The organism is Paraburkholderia oxyphila NBRC 105797, from assembly GCF_000685075.1.
GTDB classification, from domain to species: domain Bacteria; phylum Pseudomonadota; class Gammaproteobacteria; order Burkholderiales; family Burkholderiaceae; genus Paraburkholderia; species Paraburkholderia oxyphila.
Window position 1 is genome coordinate 85,949 of record NZ_BAYD01000010.1, and the last position, 15,582, is coordinate 101,530.

At 60.6% G+C, this 15,582-nt stretch carries 10 protein-coding genes and 4 pseudogenes; 7 read left to right on the forward strand and 7 right to left on the reverse strand.

All coding sequences use genetic code 11. From position 1 onward, the window contains the following. Window positions 1-2 precede the first annotated feature (2 nt). The 3 genes and pseudogenes from BO1_RS50305 to BO1_RS62270 form a co-directional block, all read right to left on the reverse strand. A complete protein-coding gene (locus BO1_RS50305; RefSeq protein ID WP_043284330.1) occupies window positions 3-1,598 on the reverse strand; it encodes an efflux transporter outer membrane subunit in 1,596 nt (531 codons plus the stop codon). Window positions 1,599-1,694: 96 nt separating this feature from the next. Further along, complete coding sequence (locus tag BO1_RS09255; protein WP_245643749.1) at window positions 1,695-2,276, reverse strand: TetR/AcrR family transcriptional regulator; 582 nt, start codon at window positions 2,274-2,276, stop codon at window positions 1,695-1,697. A gap of 441 nt (window positions 2,277-2,717) precedes the next feature. Then, window positions 2,718-2,819 (reverse strand): annotated as a pseudogene (locus BO1_RS62270) (nuclear transport factor 2 family protein); the annotation flags it as partial. Between the two features lie 43 nt (window positions 2,820-2,862). Between BO1_RS62270 and BO1_RS60995 the strand changes: the two are divergent. Beyond that, a pseudogene (locus BO1_RS60995) lies at window positions 2,863-3,363 on the forward strand (cupin domain-containing protein); the annotation flags it as partial. A gap of 46 nt (window positions 3,364-3,409) precedes the next feature. On the opposite strand, the pseudogene BO1_RS50310 reads toward BO1_RS60995, so the two are convergent. Both BO1_RS50310 and BO1_RS09270 read right to left on the reverse strand, forming a co-directional pair. Next, window positions 3,410-4,006, reverse strand: a pseudogene (locus BO1_RS50310) (tyrosine-type recombinase/integrase); the annotation flags it as partial. 520 nt (window positions 4,007-4,526) lie between these two features. Continuing rightward, on the reverse strand, window positions 4,527-5,231 hold the full coding sequence (locus BO1_RS09270) for a hypothetical protein (RefSeq protein ID WP_028217316.1): 705 nt from the start codon (window positions 5,229-5,231) through the stop codon (window positions 4,527-4,529). Window positions 5,232-5,700: 469 nt separating this feature from the next. On the opposite strand from BO1_RS09270, the pseudogene BO1_RS57260 reads away from it, so the two are divergent. The 3 genes and pseudogenes from BO1_RS57260 to BO1_RS56260 all read left to right on the forward strand — a co-directional run. Next, window positions 5,701-5,835, forward strand: a pseudogene (locus BO1_RS57260) (integrase core domain-containing protein); the annotation flags it as partial. Window positions 5,836-5,869: 34 nt separating this feature from the next. Then, complete coding sequence (locus tag BO1_RS09275; protein ID WP_028217317.1) at window positions 5,870-8,188, forward strand: sigma-54-dependent transcriptional regulator; 2,319 nt, start codon at window positions 5,870-5,872, stop codon at window positions 8,186-8,188. A gap of 253 nt (window positions 8,189-8,441) precedes the next feature. Beyond that, the gene (locus BO1_RS56260; protein ID WP_052409405.1) at window positions 8,442-8,744 is read left to right on the forward strand and encodes a hypothetical protein; all 303 of its coding nucleotides are present in this window, start codon (window positions 8,442-8,444) and stop codon (window positions 8,742-8,744) included. Between the two features lie 70 nt (window positions 8,745-8,814). Here BO1_RS56260 and BO1_RS09285 read toward each other — a convergent pair whose 3' ends face one another. Continuing rightward, on the reverse strand, window positions 8,815-9,168 hold the full coding sequence (locus BO1_RS09285) for a DUF4148 domain-containing protein (protein ID WP_156992186.1): 354 nt from the start codon (window positions 9,166-9,168) through the stop codon (window positions 8,815-8,817). A 607-nt stretch (window positions 9,169-9,775) separates the two neighbouring features. Here BO1_RS09285 and BO1_RS56265 point away from each other — a divergent pair. Beyond that, entirely contained in the window at window positions 9,776-11,605 is a 1,830-nt protein-coding gene (locus BO1_RS56265; RefSeq protein WP_028217319.1) for a sensor histidine kinase, read from the forward strand. A 187-nt stretch (window positions 11,606-11,792) separates the two neighbouring features. Further along, window positions 11,793-13,622, forward strand: coding sequence for an ATP-binding response regulator (locus tag BO1_RS09295; protein ID WP_167338323.1), 1,830 nt, complete (start codon window positions 11,793-11,795; stop codon window positions 13,620-13,622). Between the two features lie 43 nt (window positions 13,623-13,665). On the opposite strand, the gene BO1_RS57265 is transcribed toward BO1_RS09295, so the two are convergent. After that, complete coding sequence (locus BO1_RS57265; RefSeq protein ID WP_028217321.1) at window positions 13,666-14,370, reverse strand: LuxR C-terminal-related transcriptional regulator; 705 nt, start codon at window positions 14,368-14,370, stop codon at window positions 13,666-13,668. Window positions 14,371-14,741: 371 nt separating this feature from the next. Between BO1_RS57265 and BO1_RS09305 the strand changes: the two genes are divergently transcribed. Next, window positions 14,742-14,957 carry a DUF3820 family protein gene (locus BO1_RS09305; protein WP_028217322.1) on the forward strand — a complete coding sequence of 72 codons (216 nt, stop codon included), beginning with the start codon at window positions 14,742-14,744 and terminating at the stop codon, window positions 14,955-14,957. The last annotated feature ends 625 nt before the right edge of the window (window positions 14,958-15,582 follow it).

The following is a 15,582-nucleotide window of genomic DNA, read 5'->3' on the forward strand; positions in this document are numbered from 1 at the left end:
ATTCAGTTAGGAGGCGATCCGGCGTCCTGCCGGCGCGCCTGCGAATCGATCGACGAAAACGCCGTCGACGACAGGGGGTGGCCCGTCGCCGAGGCCGCCTTGTTGTCGTCCCATTGCCAGCCGCCGCCGAGGTTCTTGACCAGCGTGACACTGCTTTGGGCGAGCAACGATTGGGTGTCGCGCAGGTTCTGCTCCGCCTCGATCAACGTGAGCTGCTGGTTGAGCAGATCCTGCTCGCTAGCCGAGCCAACGTCGCGCTGCGCCCGAACGCTGGCGAAGAGTTGCTGGTTGCGCTGCAGGATAGCGGCGTACGAGGATGCCTGCACGCGCAGATGGTTGACCGCTGAAAGACTGTCCTCCACGCTGCCGAAGGCGGTCAGCACCGTGTTGCGATAGGTCGCCACGTCCCCGTCATAAGTGGCACGGGCCTGCCTCACCGCGGCGGTGCGTGCGCCGGCATCGAAAATCGTTTCGGCAAGCTCGGGGCCGAGCGTCCAGAAGCGGCTCGGCAGCGAAAAAAGATGGGCGAACGTGTTGTGCTGGAAGCCGCCTTCCGCCGACAGCGTCAGGCTGGGAAAGAACGCCGCCTCGGCTACGCCGATTCTGGAATTCGCGGCTGCGGCCGTGCGTTCGGCGCTCACCACGTCGTAGCGCCGCTCGAGCAGTTCTGAAGGCAGCCCGAGTGGCACGTCCGGAATCACGAAAACGTGGTCCGGATCCGGGGCGATCTCGAAACCCGCGGGCGGCACGCCGATCAGCACGGCCAGCGCATGCTCGTCCTGCTCGCGGGATATTTTGGTGAGCTGCAACTGGGCGACGACGGTTTCGAGGTCGTCCTGGGCCACGAGCACCTGGTCGCTCGAAGCCGCGCCCGCGCTGTATGAGGCCTGGGTCATCTCGAGAATCCTGGCATCGATCTCCTGCTGCCTCGTGAGCGAGCGGATATCGTAGTCGGCCTGGCGCAGCGCGAGGTAATCCCCGGCCACGCTCGCCTCGATCGAGAGCCGCTCGCCCGCCAGCTGTGCGTCGCTTGCCTGAGCGCTTTCCTGCGAGGATTCGATCTCACGGCGAATCGAGCCCCACAGGTCGATTTCCCAGCTCGCTGAGACCTGTGCAACCGCGCTGTTGACCACGCCCCCGCCCGAGCCCGCAACGGACGACGAGCTGCCGGGCACCTGGGTCACGCCCTTGCCGAAGCCCGTGCGCGAGGCCGAAAGGTCGCCCGTTACAATCGGGAAGAGGCTTGCGGTGTTGGATTCGACGGTGGCGAGCGCGACGCGATACGCGGCCTCGGCCACCGCGATCGACTGATTCGCCTTCAGCGAGCGTTCGACGAGATCGTCGAGCGTCGCGTCCTGATACATGTGCCACCACGTGCTGGAGAGCGCGGCCGTCGGATTGACCTGGGCGCGCTGCCAGTCCACGCCTTCCTTGAAGCTCTCGGGTACCTGCACCTCGGGCCTGCGATAGTCGGGGCCGACCATGCAGCCCGCGAGCCAGACGGCGAGCACGAGTGGCGCGCCGCCGCGAAGGTACCGCCGTCTTCGCCGCGCGGTGCCACTTGCTGCGAAGGCTTCGGTGCGCGGATCTTGCTTCATGCGCATCTCTACAGAATCCACGGCAACTCCGACAAAGCGAATGATGTATTTCGGATGCCTATATAACTGAAAGGTCAAAGCTTACAAAAGGGTGAATCAGGTTGCGCAGCCAGACACGAAAATGCGGACCGCCTGCCGCGCGATGCGCCGCCGGGTTGCCGCGTTCGGACGGGGGGCACAGCCGAGCAGCATCCGCGCACGCACGCCGCCGAGCACCAGATAGACGAACTGCTCCACGGCGAGATCGACGTCCGCAATCGTGAACTCGCCGCGCTCCACGGTGCGCCGCAGATAATCCGTCAGCGGCTCCGCGCCCGCCAGGTTGCCGCAGCGGTCGAGATAAGCGTCGACAAGGGCCGGAAATCGGCGCGACTCGACGATGAGCGTCCGGTACAGCTCGATCATGTCACTCTGCGTGCCGACGTCGAGAAGTCGCAGCGCCACTGCTTCGAGCACGGCAACCGGCCCGTTATCGTTGGCAACGATTTTCCGGAGTTCCTCGACCCACGCATCAGCCAGCGTCCGCACGATGGCATCAAACAGTCCCGCTTTGCTGCCGAAGTGGCAATAAAGCGTCTTTTTCGCCACTCCAGCGTCGCGCGAGATCGCGTCGAGGCTCGTTTCCCGATAGCCGGCCGAAAGGAATTTTTCCTTTGCCACGTCGAGCACGACCTGCACGCGAACCTCCGCGTCGTGCCGCGAAGGCCGACCGCCCCTGCCTGACTTCCGCGCCAGATCGTTACCCATGACGCTCCGAGTACATGGTGCAGGTGAGGAAACTCCACCAGTGCGTTTCGTCCAGACTAGTCGAGCGGAAACCGGAATTCAATGTGAGCGTTCATGTTCAGGGAGCAACGCATTCGAGCGATGAGACAGGAAACTGCCGCCCAGTGCGCGGGTGACTCTTGCTGGCCTGCTGTACGCCTTCACTCCCTGCGCCGTATGCCGCCGGTCGAAAACATCAGGCCTACGCTAGCGGCAGCTTTGCGACGCCAAATCTCAGCGGGTGCAACCGGCCAGGAAAAGTCATCCATTGTCATCGGAGTCCGGACGTTGGGGCATCCGGTCATCCCTGGAAACCGCCTCCCGGTTATCGGTTACCGGTTACCGGTTACCGGTTCAGAACATCGTATTCGCATTGTTAGCCGTCTTCGGCACGGGCTGCAGCACGTCCCAGTGCTCCAATATCTTGCCGTCGGCATCGAAGCGGAAGATGTCGACTTCTGGGCAAGGCAAAGCCATGCCGCTAGACGTGTTCCTGGCTATGCGTGATGGTGTCGTCGACCGCAATCCAAAGGCCACCACGCTGATTTGCGGCCAGTTCGACATAGACCAGCACCTGGCGCTTCCCGCTCTGCGGGCGTTACCACGAGCCGTGTCGCTCCGCGCTGGAACGGAACCCGGATGCTCACCTCTAAGCGACACGCTGCGCATGCTTCGTAATGAAGTGGAGGCGCCGAACTTCGGGAATCAGATCGTGGTTCGTAACCTTCTCTCGTCCATGTTCGTCTACTTCATACGCGATTGGGCCGACGCTGCCTCTCCCGCAACAAACGACTGGTTTTCGGCTCTGCGCACGCCGCACGTGACACGGGTTCTCGCGCGCATGCACGAAGCACCCGAACGTGCGTGGACACTGGAGGAACTTGCCAAAGTAGCTGGGTTGTCGCGCGCTGCGTTCGCCCGCAACTTCAGCAATTCGGTAGGTGAACCACCGCACAGCTATCTAACGCGCTGGCGCATGGGCATTGCCGCTCAACTACTCGAGCAGACCGATCTGCGACTTGGCGAGATCGCATCGCGTGTCGGATCGAAATCTCAAGCGCGTCGTCGACTTCGATGCCAAGGTAACGGATTGAGCTTTCGATCTTGCTATGGCCGAGCAGCAGCTGCACTGCCCGGAGATTCTTCGTGCGTTTGTAAATCAGGGTTGCCTTGGTGCGGCGCATCGAATGCGTGCCGTACGCAGTCGGATCAAACCCTGCTGCACCCGCCCACCGACGTATCATCCGGGCATATTGCCGGGTTGAAAGATGCGGGGACGCCAAGAGCCGACTTGGGAAGAGGTACTGTTCGGATCTGAGGGCAGCCTTCTCAAGCCACGCGCCGACCGCGTTCCGCGTCGACTCGGTCAGTTCAAACTGGACAGGCCGCTGAGTCTTTCGCTGGATGACTTGCGCCCGCGGCAGGACCTGATTGCCATGCGTGACATCGCGGACTCGCAGACTGACAAGATCACAACCACGCAGTTTGCTGTCGATTGCAAGGTTGAACAGGGCGAGATCGCGGACCGCCTGAGCGTTCTGAAGGTAGATCCGGATGGCCCAGACGTCCTTCGGCCTCAGCGGCGGCTTCTGACCGACCAGCTTGCCCTTGTTCCATGCCTCACGGGATTGATCGGCTTTCATCGCAGTCTCCCACAGGGACGATGGGAGTTCGATTGTGGTACCCGATCTCGACGCTCGCTTTGGAGACCGAGGTTCGCACCCGGCCTGGCCTCGTATTGTCTATCAGCGACCCAGCGGAGCCTTCGCCCGGGCGGCTGCTCCGCAACAAAATGCTGCCCAACGACCTACAGGTAAATTTCTGCCTTTGCCGACGGTCGCCGATCAGCCGCTGTGTGGCGGCTGAAGGTCGCTTCACTGACAATCGCAAACCCGTGCCGACGAATGTCTCCTCTCTTTATCAACGAATGAGTCTTCCCGACCCTTCTCAGCCATTCACCCTCGTCTCTGCGGAACGGCGGGTCCTGAGCGCCTAGCGGTCGGTTGATACACGGCTAACATGGCTCCGTTGGGTACCGTCTGGCGTTTGCAACATCATGCGATACAGCAACGTTCGGCATTTGCTCGAGAGATCGCTCATGTCTTTCTCCCTCCCGGTTCGCTAGCGCTCGCCGTGTCGGGATGTCATCGAGCCACCACAGATTCATTGAGCACCTGTTGTCTGTTGGGCCGCTGCAGAAGCAGCGACGGGCGCATCGGGCGCCAGGCTGAAGCTGTGTAGTTCCCATTGACTGTCGTACTGAGGCTGGGCTCCCGCATATCCTTTGCTCGTCCACTTGATGACCCGCTTGACGGATGGCGCATACCAGCAGGTGGCTTCGAACGTGTAGTCACGAATGAGCATGCCGTTATGCATGCGCTGAACGGTTCCCGAGTCCGTCAGCCTGAAAGCGAAAAAATCGCCGGCCACCACGTGCACGACCTCAGTGGCGTCAACGGAAGCCCGGTGCGAGACCCAATGGGTGTCGCCTGACGAGTATGTGTAGTTCCCGCTCCATGAGTCTCCGACCTTCATCGGAAAATGCAAAAGGTCTCGCGAAGGATTGAACACAACATCATGGTCTCGGGTCATGTTGCTGGTACTGTCGAGATCTATTTCGAAACGGCCCCCCGCCTTCGAGATTCTAGTTTGCTGGGGCGTCATCTCGATGACTCTCTGATGCGACATCTGCTCGGGAGTGGCCGGCGTCGGTGGAGTTGGTCCGAATATCCAGCTGTCACCGAGCCGGAATATTGGCTTTTCCGCCGTTGAAACCGGCTCGACGGTGGATTGCCCAAACGCTGGAATCGTCCCGAACGCGGACGACACAACCAGAACGAGTGCACACATTTCCTGAGCTGCCTTCATCTTGTTCAATCCTTCTGCCAGCGCGACAAGAACCTGCGGACTGTCGGAAAGGATGCACCTAAACGGCGGTGAAAGATGTGCGCCACGCCTCATAGGGTCGGGACGGTTCAGGACTCAAGCGTGTCAACAGTGATCGGGAATATCGGCCCGGGAAGTTGGTCTGGATAAGTTGACGGGAAATTTCTCCCGCGCGACGTCAATCAAGTCGATGAGCCTCGGCAACTGGTGTTGCTAATAGACGCCCTGCGCGCGCCGTGGCTGGAGCGCCCGTTGAGTTATCCAATGTGGCACGCGATGTATGGCCATAAGTGGCAGGCCGCTAGCTACTGCACACCGGCCATTCGAGTGTCAGTTCGTGCGCGCTGCCGGGTGACGGCAGTTGGCCGAGAGCACCCGTTGAATGCAGGTCCTGTGGAGCTGCACGGGCCGATATTTCGGTTGAGTCCCGGACGGCAACCCCTCATTCCTCCACGCATGCCTGAACCTGCACGGCTTCGCATCCCTCTCCGAAGCGATACGCGAGATTGAAGCCTGGCGTCAGGACTACAATGTGACCCGGCTTCACATGGCGCTCAAGGATTCGACGCCACGACAACCACAGTAAAAATGCCACGCGTTTATCCGGAGATCACGAGGCAATGAGTACGCTCCCCTTCGTTTCCCTTACAGGGGAAAAAGCGGATTACGACGCGTTCATTGGCGAAGCGCCGGCGTTTCGCCAACTGGTCAGGATGATCGATCGCGTCGCGCCCACCGACCACGCGTTGCTCATCATCGGGCCAACGGGGTCGGGCAAGGAACTGGTCGCGCGCCGCGTTCATACGCGCAGCTTGCGCCACGATCAACCGTTCGTTGACGTGAATTGCGGTGCCATTCCCGAACATCTCGTCGAAGCGGAACTCTTCGGGCACGTCAAAGGCGCTTTCACGGGCGCCGGCGAGAGTCGTCCGGGGCTCTTGCAGCAGGTCGGCAAAGGCACGCTGCTGCTCGACGAGATTGGCGAGTTGCCCCTCGCGCTGCAACCCAAGCTGCTGCGTGCGCTCGAAACACGGACGTTCCGACCGGTCGGCGCCTCGTCGAGCCTGCGCTTCGAAGGGCGCGTGGTCGCTTCGACTCACCGCGATCTGCGCGAACTGGCGCACCTGGGCCTGTTTCGCGAAGACCTGTTTTACCGGCTTGCGGTGTTCGTGCTGGCCGTGCCCGGGCTCGACCAGCGCGCCGAAGACATCCCGGCGCTCGCCACCCATTTCGCCTCCCAGCAGGCGCGCCGCATCGAGTTTTCGCCGGCCGCCATCCGGCGGCTCGGCCGGCATAGCTGGCCCGGTCATATCCGGCAACTACGCAACCTGATCAGCCAGCTGAGCGTGCTCGCCGAAAAGTCTCTGATCGATGAAGACACACTCGACCCGTTTCTCCTCAGCGAAACGGCCGGACAGGTTTCGCGCGCGGCGCTCGCGGACATGCTGCTGCAACTCGAGGGACGCGACAAACTCGCCGCCGCCGAAGACCTCCTCATCGATCGCGCGCTGGAACGCACCGCGGGGAACAAGAGCGCCGCCGCCAGCTTGCTCGGCGTAGGGCGCAAGACGGTCGAGCGCCGCCTGAAGTCGCGTGAGGAACACCATCGCGAAGCCCACAAGAGTCTGGAACATGCGCGCGCGCTGATCGACGCATCGCGCTTCGCCGAGGCCATTCCTCATTTGAGGCGTTGCGTCGATGTGCTGCAAACCAGCCGTGACGAGGCCACCACGCGCCGCGCACAGTTCGACGCCTACCGGCTGCTCGGCATGAGCCTGCGCAGCGTGCACGGCTGGCTGTACGCCGAAGCCACGACCTGCTACGCGACGGCGCTCGAGATTGGCGCCGGGATTTGCGAGCCTGGCGAATTCGCGGCGATCCAGTTCGGCATCTGGACCACCCAGTTGACGACGCTCCAACTCAAGCAGGCGCGCGCGAGCGCACAGGACATGCTGCAGCGTGCCCAGAACAGCGGGGACCGCGTGTCGCTCGACGAAGCGCACGTTGCCATGGCCAACACGCTCTACTGGCTCGGCGACAACGAAGAAGCCCTCGCCTGCCTCGCGCGGGGCAACCTGCTCGGCGTGACGCGAGACGATGTGCGCACGGGTTCGCAGGGCATCGACCTTGCGAGCCTCGCGTTGACCTTCGAAGGCCTGGCCGCCTACCAGATCGGCGAGTTCGGGCAGGCCCGGCGCGCGATGGAAATGCTGATCCTGCGCGCCAGCGAGCCCGGTACGCACGCATTGGCGCACGCCGTCAATCTGCAGGGGGCCGCGTGGCTCGCCTGCCTGTTCGACGATCAAACGCGGCGCGGGCCGCTGGCGAGCGAGCTCGAATCGGTGTCGATCGCCAACGGCTTCGCTTTCTATCGCGGCGTGGGCCAGATATTGCGCGGCACCCATCTCAGCGCGCAAGGCTTGAACGCGGAAGCCGAGGCCGTCATGCTCGACGGCTACGACAATCACCTGGTCTGCAACGGCGGCACGCTCTTCTATTCCTTCAAGATGTGGCAGCACGGCGAAATTCTGCTGCGATACGGTCGCGCGCAGCAATGCGAAACGATGCTGGCCGCCGCGGTAGACGAAACCATCGCCCGCCAGGAGCGCGCCCATCTTGGCGAATTGCTGGTCACCCGCGCGCGGGCGCAGTGGGCGCTCGGAGATTTGACGTCCGCCGAGCAGGGACTGCGCACCGCCCTTTCAACGGCGCTCGCGTTGGGGTCGGTGCCCGCGCGCGTGGATGCCGCACGCCATCTCGCCGCCCTCTTGCGCGCCACGGGTCGCCAAGCCGAAGCGATCGACACGCTCGCACGCGCCTTGCGGGAGCAATCGGCCGATTCGACCACCCGCATTGCGGACGCCATAGCGTTGCTAGCCGAACTCCGCCACGAAGCTTCTATCGGACTGGACGTCCAGGCACCCGCCGCAGGGCGTTAAGGTACGCCGCCAGGCCACGCCAATAGTCAGGCCGGAGTGGTCGAAATCGTCCACTCCGCGCCATTTCCGCGGACGGAATCGTCCTGCGCCGCCCTCTCACGCGCCGCCTTATCCCACTGCCACGGGCCGTGGATCACTGGCACGACCATTGCTTGATCTCTTGCCGACACGCTCGCGCCGAAATTACGACGGGGTTGCGATGCAGTACGCAATTCGTATGCACGGTGCCACTATTCGAACGTAAGGCAAAATAATGATAATCGCCATTGAACCAGAAACCATTCAGCAACCGAAGCGCGCCAATCAAAATGCGAAGCGTGTGACGACACGCCAAAACGCTAAAACGGCGGCGCAGGAAGAAAACCCCTATACGGCGAAAAATCTCGATGGCGCCATTACGCACCTCGAGATCGCGGTTGCCGTCGATGACAATATCGCCGTATTCGGTCGGCGCTATTGGCTCGATCGCGTAGAGCGCATGGCGTCCACTCCGCAGATCGTGCCCGCCCAGGCCAGACGACTTCGGTATTTGCTGGATCAACTCAAGGGCGATTGAGCGCCCGACACACCATGACGAAGGCGGGTTAGCCGGATCGTCGGGGCGCTGTCGGGCGCGCGATCGGCGGTCAATTGCCGAAGAACAGGTTGCAGTAACTGGCGGGACCGACGCACGACGATGGCGAGGGCTTCGACACCTGCATGGCACCGCCGGACGCCGAGGTACCGTTGGTCGTCGTGCCGCCAACGTCACTGTCGCCCGCCTTCTGGCCGTCCTGTGCAGCGACCTTCGCTTCAGCAGCCTGAATTTTCTCGGGATACGTCGTATGGTCGCCGTCGCCCACGCGATAGCCGGCCTGCTCGAGACGGATCAGTTCTTCGCGCACCTGCTCACGGGTGACGGGCGCGCTGCTCTGAGCGAAGCTGACGACCGGGCTTGCAAGCGCACAGCTGGCGATGACAAGGCATGCAAGGGTTTTCATCATGGATCTCCTTGATTTGCTGCTGGCTTAATAATCTGGATACCTAATAGTGCACCGCAGCCAGGTCTGCAGACCAACTGGACGTTGTGGTTGATATGGGGTGTGGAGTCGTCCGCGACTCAGCTGGCTTAACTCGGGGGCGGTTTGCGGATCATGTCAAACTCCCTGAAGTACGGTGATTGACGCCCTCCTTGTGTCGAATTATGTTGCATTATTACGGCGTGTAACCGCGTCAGTTGTAACGACGTCGATCATTTGATGTTCGGCATTAAATGTTCCTTTGCGGGCGAATAAATGTTCGGTGCCGATTGACGATTATTCGCTAGCGCGACTTGTCGAGAGCGTGACACACGTCGGGTTTCAGGTAGCGATCACCCGCGAGAACCAGAACTTTTGTTCGGCCAAAAACAGAACACTTGTCCATCGACTTGCTGGCGGACCGCTAGCACAATGGGGTATAGCTGCACCTGATTCCCGGAGGCCGGTTATGGCGTCCTGTACTCGACGATCACATGATTGCGACGCCGGCGAAAAACCCGGGGCCAGAACATCACTGTGCGCGGGTGAAACGGCTCACACTATCGGGTTCCGCAAATTCGCTGAATGGATGAATCTTTTCGTCGGACCGATTGCAGCACTCAGTGCTGAGCAGCATCTCCTCGTCAAACGCGAGTTATTGGAATTGCTGTCCCGCCGATCGGTCTATTGGATCGCGCTACTGTTGGCCGCAAGCCCGTTCTGGTTCGCATGTGGAGCGTGGATCAAAACATCAGACATATATCTCTTGTTCCGTATCGTCTGGATACTGGGACTGTGGGCGATGGTCGCGCCCCTCGCCGCCTGCTTGCTGAAAAAAACCAAGACGCTCCCGAAGCACGCCGACGTCAGCGCGATCGAGCAGATGCACTGGGCCTGGGCTGCGCTGGTCATGCTGACATCGTTCTGGTGGGCGGCGGCCAGCTTTGGGCTAACCCCACCCAGCTTTGTGATGCTCCACGGTTATTTCTTTAGACTGGCCAGGTATGGCTTCGTGGAAATGACGATGATCAGCCAGGCGTTTACCTTGCTGTTGCTCGCACCCAGTTTTCGTGCAGCGTTAGGTGCAATCGTGATTGGCACTGTCCCATTCGCATTTAACCTGGCGCCACTGCTATTTGTTCACCGGCCAGGCATGTTTGACTGGTATTCGGCTCAAGTCATTGGCTATTGCGTCATCGCATGGTTCATTTGCAACGATCAGCAACGCACATGTGTCAATGAGGTTGTTCTCGAGGAGGCGCGATCTCAGGCTGTAGCGGCAACGGCGGAGAAAAACCAGTTTATTGCTGCAATAAGCCACGACTTGCGTCAACCGCTCACCACACTCGGCCTGAAGCTGGACTATATCGAGCGCAGCCTCAAATCGACCGATCTGGTTGAAGACGTCGCGCTTGCGCAAAGACAAGTGGATGCGATGGAAGGGATGATTAACGGGGCCCTGGATATCTGCCGCCTCGAGTCCGGCACCTGGAATGTGGAAGTTCAGGAGGTGGCGCTGCCTTCCCTTTTGCGCGGCATCGTCATGGACATGCAGCCGCTGGCTCAGGAGAAGGAGTTGAAGTTAAGACTTCATAGCCGCCCTTATCTGGTTCGTACGGATCGGCATGCGCTGGACAGGATCGTCCGGAATATGGTGATCAACGCAGTCCGTTACACGCCTTCCGGGCAGCGCGGAAAGCAGGGGCATGTTCTGGTGAGTTGCCAGAGGCGAGACAGCCGCATAAGGATAAGCGTCTGGGACAACGGGATCGGTATTCCTGAAGGCAGACAGGCCGATATCTTCAAGAGCTATGTACAGGTCAATAATCCCGAGCGGAATCGCGAAAAAGGGTTCGGTCTGGGTCTGTCGATTGTCCAGGGGCTCGCGAACCTTCTGGGTCACAAACTGGACATGGACTCGACACCCGGGCGGGGATCGCGTTTTTCGATTACGGTTCCCTTTGTGGGTCACATACCGCCGGAGTTGCGCGAGGTTCAAACGGTTGAAGACGGCGACCCGGACTTGACCAATATGGTCGTGGCGATCATCGAGGACAATAGCGACTCAAGAATCGAAATATCGATGTGCCTGATCGAGCATGGCTGCTACGTCGTGGCGGGCGCATCATCATCCGACGTCATCGAGCAGTTGCGCATCGAGACTTTGGCAAGCGGTCCACACTTCATCCTCTCCGGCTACCGGCTGAAAAACGAGGACGGTGCTGCTGCGATCGCGGCAGTCCGCGCGGCGACCGACGCTTCGATCCCTGCGATCCTGTGGTCAAGGGATACCTCGTCAACTGCGCTCAAAAAAATAGCCCCCAGTGGCATGAAGCTTTTGTCGGGAACGGATTCGGAGCAAACCTTATTGACCATACTTGCAGAACATAAGCCAGGAACATTGACCGAAGGCCGGTGAAAGAGATGGCAGAGGAAACACAAAACCGGCGCAACGGAGCATCGCTGTACTTGATTCGCGGAGGCCTGCTATGGCGTCCTGTACTCGAATACCTCGCGATTCTGACGCGGGCGAAAATCCCGATGCCAGAACGTCGCTGTGCGCGGGTCAAACGACTCGCAAAGTCGAGCTCCGCAGATTCGCAGAAATGGTGAATCCCTTTCTGGGACCCGTTGCAACACTCAGCACCGAGCAGAATCTATTAGTCAAACATAAATTATTGAAGTCGCTGTCCCGTCGAGCGCTATGTTGGACCGTGCTAGTGTCGGTTGGAGCCTCGCTGCTGTGCATCTATGGATCATGGATCAAAACGTCGGATAGCTATCGCTGGTTCCGTATCGCGTGGGTCCTGGGACTGTGGGGGATCGCCACTCCTCTGGCAGCATACTTACTGAAAAAGACCATGGCGCTCCCGAAGCACGCCAGCGTCAACGCGGTCGAGCAGATGCACTGGACATGGGCTGCAGCCGTCACATTGACATCGTTCTGGTGGGCGACGGGTAGCTTTGGGCTAACCCCACCCGATTTTTCGAGCCATGCGCCTTACATCAAATTGGCCAGTCTTGGCTTCCTCGAGTACACGCTAATCAGCCATACATTCACCTTGCTGCTGCTCGCCCCCAGTCTTCGGGCGAATTTAGGTTCATTCCTGCTCGGCGCTATCCCGTTCGGATTTAGCCTGGCCCCCCCTCTATTGATTTACCGGCCAGGAATGCTGGTTTTTTATACGTCCCAGCTCGTTGGCTATTGCTTCCTCGCCTGGTTTATTTTCTACACGCAGAAACGTGCATGTGTTAAAGAGATCATTCTCGATGAGGCGCGAGAGCGGGCGGAAGCGGCAAAGGCGGAGAAGAACCTGCTTATCGCGGCGATAAGCCATGACTTGCGCCAACCGCTCACCACGCTCGGCCTGAAGCTGAATTTCATCGAGCGGAGCATCAAATCGACCCGTCTGGTTGAAGACGTCTCGCTTGCGCAAAGGCAAGTGGATGCGATGGAAGGGATGATTAACGGGGCCCTGGATATCTGCCGCCTCGAGTCCGGCACCTGGAATGTAGAAGTTCAGGAGGTGGCGCTGCCTTCCCTCTTACGCGGCATCGTCGTGGATATGCAACCGCTGGCTGAGGCGAAGGGGCTGAAGTTAAGACTCCATAGCCGCCCCTATCTGGTCCGTACCGATCGACATGCGCTGGACAGGATCGTCCGGAATATGGTGATCAACGCGGTCCGTTACACGCCTTCCGGGCAGGGAGGCAAGACGGGGCATGTTCTGGTGAGTTGCCAGAGGCGAGACAGCCGCGTAAAGATAAGCGTGTGGGACAACGGGATCGGTATTCCTGAAGGCAGGCAGGCGGATATCTTCAAGAGCTATGTACAGGTCGGTAATCCCGAGCGGAATCGCGAAAAAGGCTTCGGGCTGGGTCTGTCGATTGTCCAGGGGCTCGCGAACCTTCTGGGTCACAAACTGGAGGTGGACTCGACACCCGGGCGGGGATCGCGCTTTTCGGTTACGGTCCCGTTCATGGGACTCATACCGCCGGAGTTGCTCGAGGTTCAAACGGTTGAAGACGGCGACCCGGACTTGACCAATATGGTCGTGGCGATCATCGAAGACAATCGCGACTTGAGGATCGAAATATCGATGCGCCTGATCGAGCATGGCTGCTACGTCGTGGCAGGGGCATCGTCATCCGACGTCATCGGGCAGTTGCGCATCGCGACTTTGGCAAGCGGCCCACACTTCATCCTCTCCGACTACCGGCTGGAAAACGAGGACGGTATTGCTGCGATCACGGCGGTCCGCGCGGCTACCGACACGTCGATCCCTGCGATCCTGTGGTCGGGCGACACCTCGTCAGCTGTGCTCAAGACAGTCGCCGTCAGTGGCATGAAGCTTTTGTCGAAACCGGTTTCTGAACGGACCTTATTGACCACACTTGCAAAACACAAGCCCAAAACGTCGGCCGAAGGCGCGTAAAGGTGATGGCAGGGGACCAGGGAGCGCGGTGTAGCAGAGATCGTCACGGCAGTCGCGTATCGGCTTGCCCTCTTCCAAGGGCTAGCTCGGCGTTGACTCGAAGTGCCGCTTCAACGCGGTTTCTGACTTGAAGTTTGTCGTAAATAACACAAGAAACCTGCCTGACATGTCCCTCGGAAACGCCAAGCTCTCTTGCGATCTGTTTCCCCGAGAGGCCACGTGCAATGCAACGCGCCAAGTCCCACTCTCGCGGAGAAAGCCCAAGGTGATGCTGATTCTGGCTAGCTGAGGGCGCTTGTGTCGAGCAGGCAAAGCGGAGCAAGACTTCTTCCGGGATCCAGAGCTCCCCTCCCAGAATCCTGCTCAGTCCAATGAACATTTTTTTGTGCGCGCCACCTTTCAACAGGATGCCTCGAGCGGCGTAGTCACGCATGCACATGCGCAAAATTTCCACTTCATGATCGCTTCCAGGCGCCAGTCCTGTGCAGATGACCACGGGAACGTTGGAGGGATTTCCGGCCTGGAAATGCTCGAGTGTCGCGGCGCCACGGTTCTCGCCATCGAGATTGAGATCCAGGAATACCAGGTCCGGTGGAGGCGTCTTGTTGACTTCTTCAAGCGCGCTGGCAAGCGTAAAGACGGGCGTGATGTCGATGGGGGTCGCGCTCAGCTCCGACGCGTGTGTTTGGACATATTCGGAAAGCGCGACACAAAGAATTTCGTGGTCATCGACCCATAGGATTTTCATGGTCGCTTCTCCTCTTCATACATCCGAGAAAAGCAATCGATCGCACGCCACATTTGCGCGCAGCGATGCTTAAAATCTTAGCATATCGGGGGGGCCACAGAACCTTTAGCACAGGGTGTGCCATGTTCGCGCCGTGTGCCGCGCCCCGGGTGGGACGCGGCATTGCACGATCGAGTCGGGCCTGCACGGTAGCCGCGCGCATGACCATGACCCGCGAAGTGGTGGTGGCGCGCCGACAGCTTCGCCGTCCATTGTCTGCGGCGTACCGACAGTTCGGGCCCTGCGCCGATGGGGGATTCCTGGACCAGCCAGCATGCCGTAGATCGCCGGGCCGGGCGCGCGGGAATCGGAAAGCCCGGCATAATAGGCCGATGCAAGCTCAAGACCTTGAACGCCTTGTCAGCGTCACCATGCCCTTCGGCAAATACAAAGGCCGACTCATCGCCGACCTGCCCGGCAACTACCTTAACTGGTTTGCACGCGAGGGGTTTCCACGGGGCGAACTCGGCCGCCTGCTCGCGCTGATGCACGAGATGGACCACAACGGCCTGAAGGGCTTGCTCGAGCCGCTGCGCGAACGCGGGTAACGCCGGACACGCGCCATGGGCACAGCGGCTATACGCGCGGTGCCATAATGCGCACGCGCGTCCCGTAACGATGCAGCCCCACATCGACCCTGCATGAGCGCTCTATCCCCATTTTTGCCCAGCCGCGAGCCCTGGAGTCGAAAGCGGTTATGCTTGAATGCAGAATGCCGAATCCCATTGACCTCTCGTGAACCCGCGCATCCCTCCCCCTTTGCCGCCTGCATGGCCCTTCCCGCCGAGCCGCGATGTCGCTGGCCGCAGGTTCGGCGAACTTGTCGCGGTTCAGTACTGCGGCGCTGAGGTGTGGCTCTGGAGGTGCAAATGCGGCGGCTATGTGAGCGCCAGGCTGGATGCGGTGGAGCGCGGCCAGACGCGGGATTGCGGCTGCCTCGAGCAGCGTCGGGTGTGGCGGTCGCGACCGGGCTCGCCCGCGCTGCGCGGCGGCGAGGTGTTCGGCCAGTTGACGACGGAGCGGTACGCTGGCAATGGCTTGTGGGTCTGCCGATGCGAATGCGGCGGAGAGGCGACCGTCAGTGCCGGGCGCCTGCGTTTGGGCCAGGCGCGTTCGTGCGGCCGCTGCTTTGGCGCTTCGAGCGACTGAGCGGCACAGCCCGCCCAGTTGGGT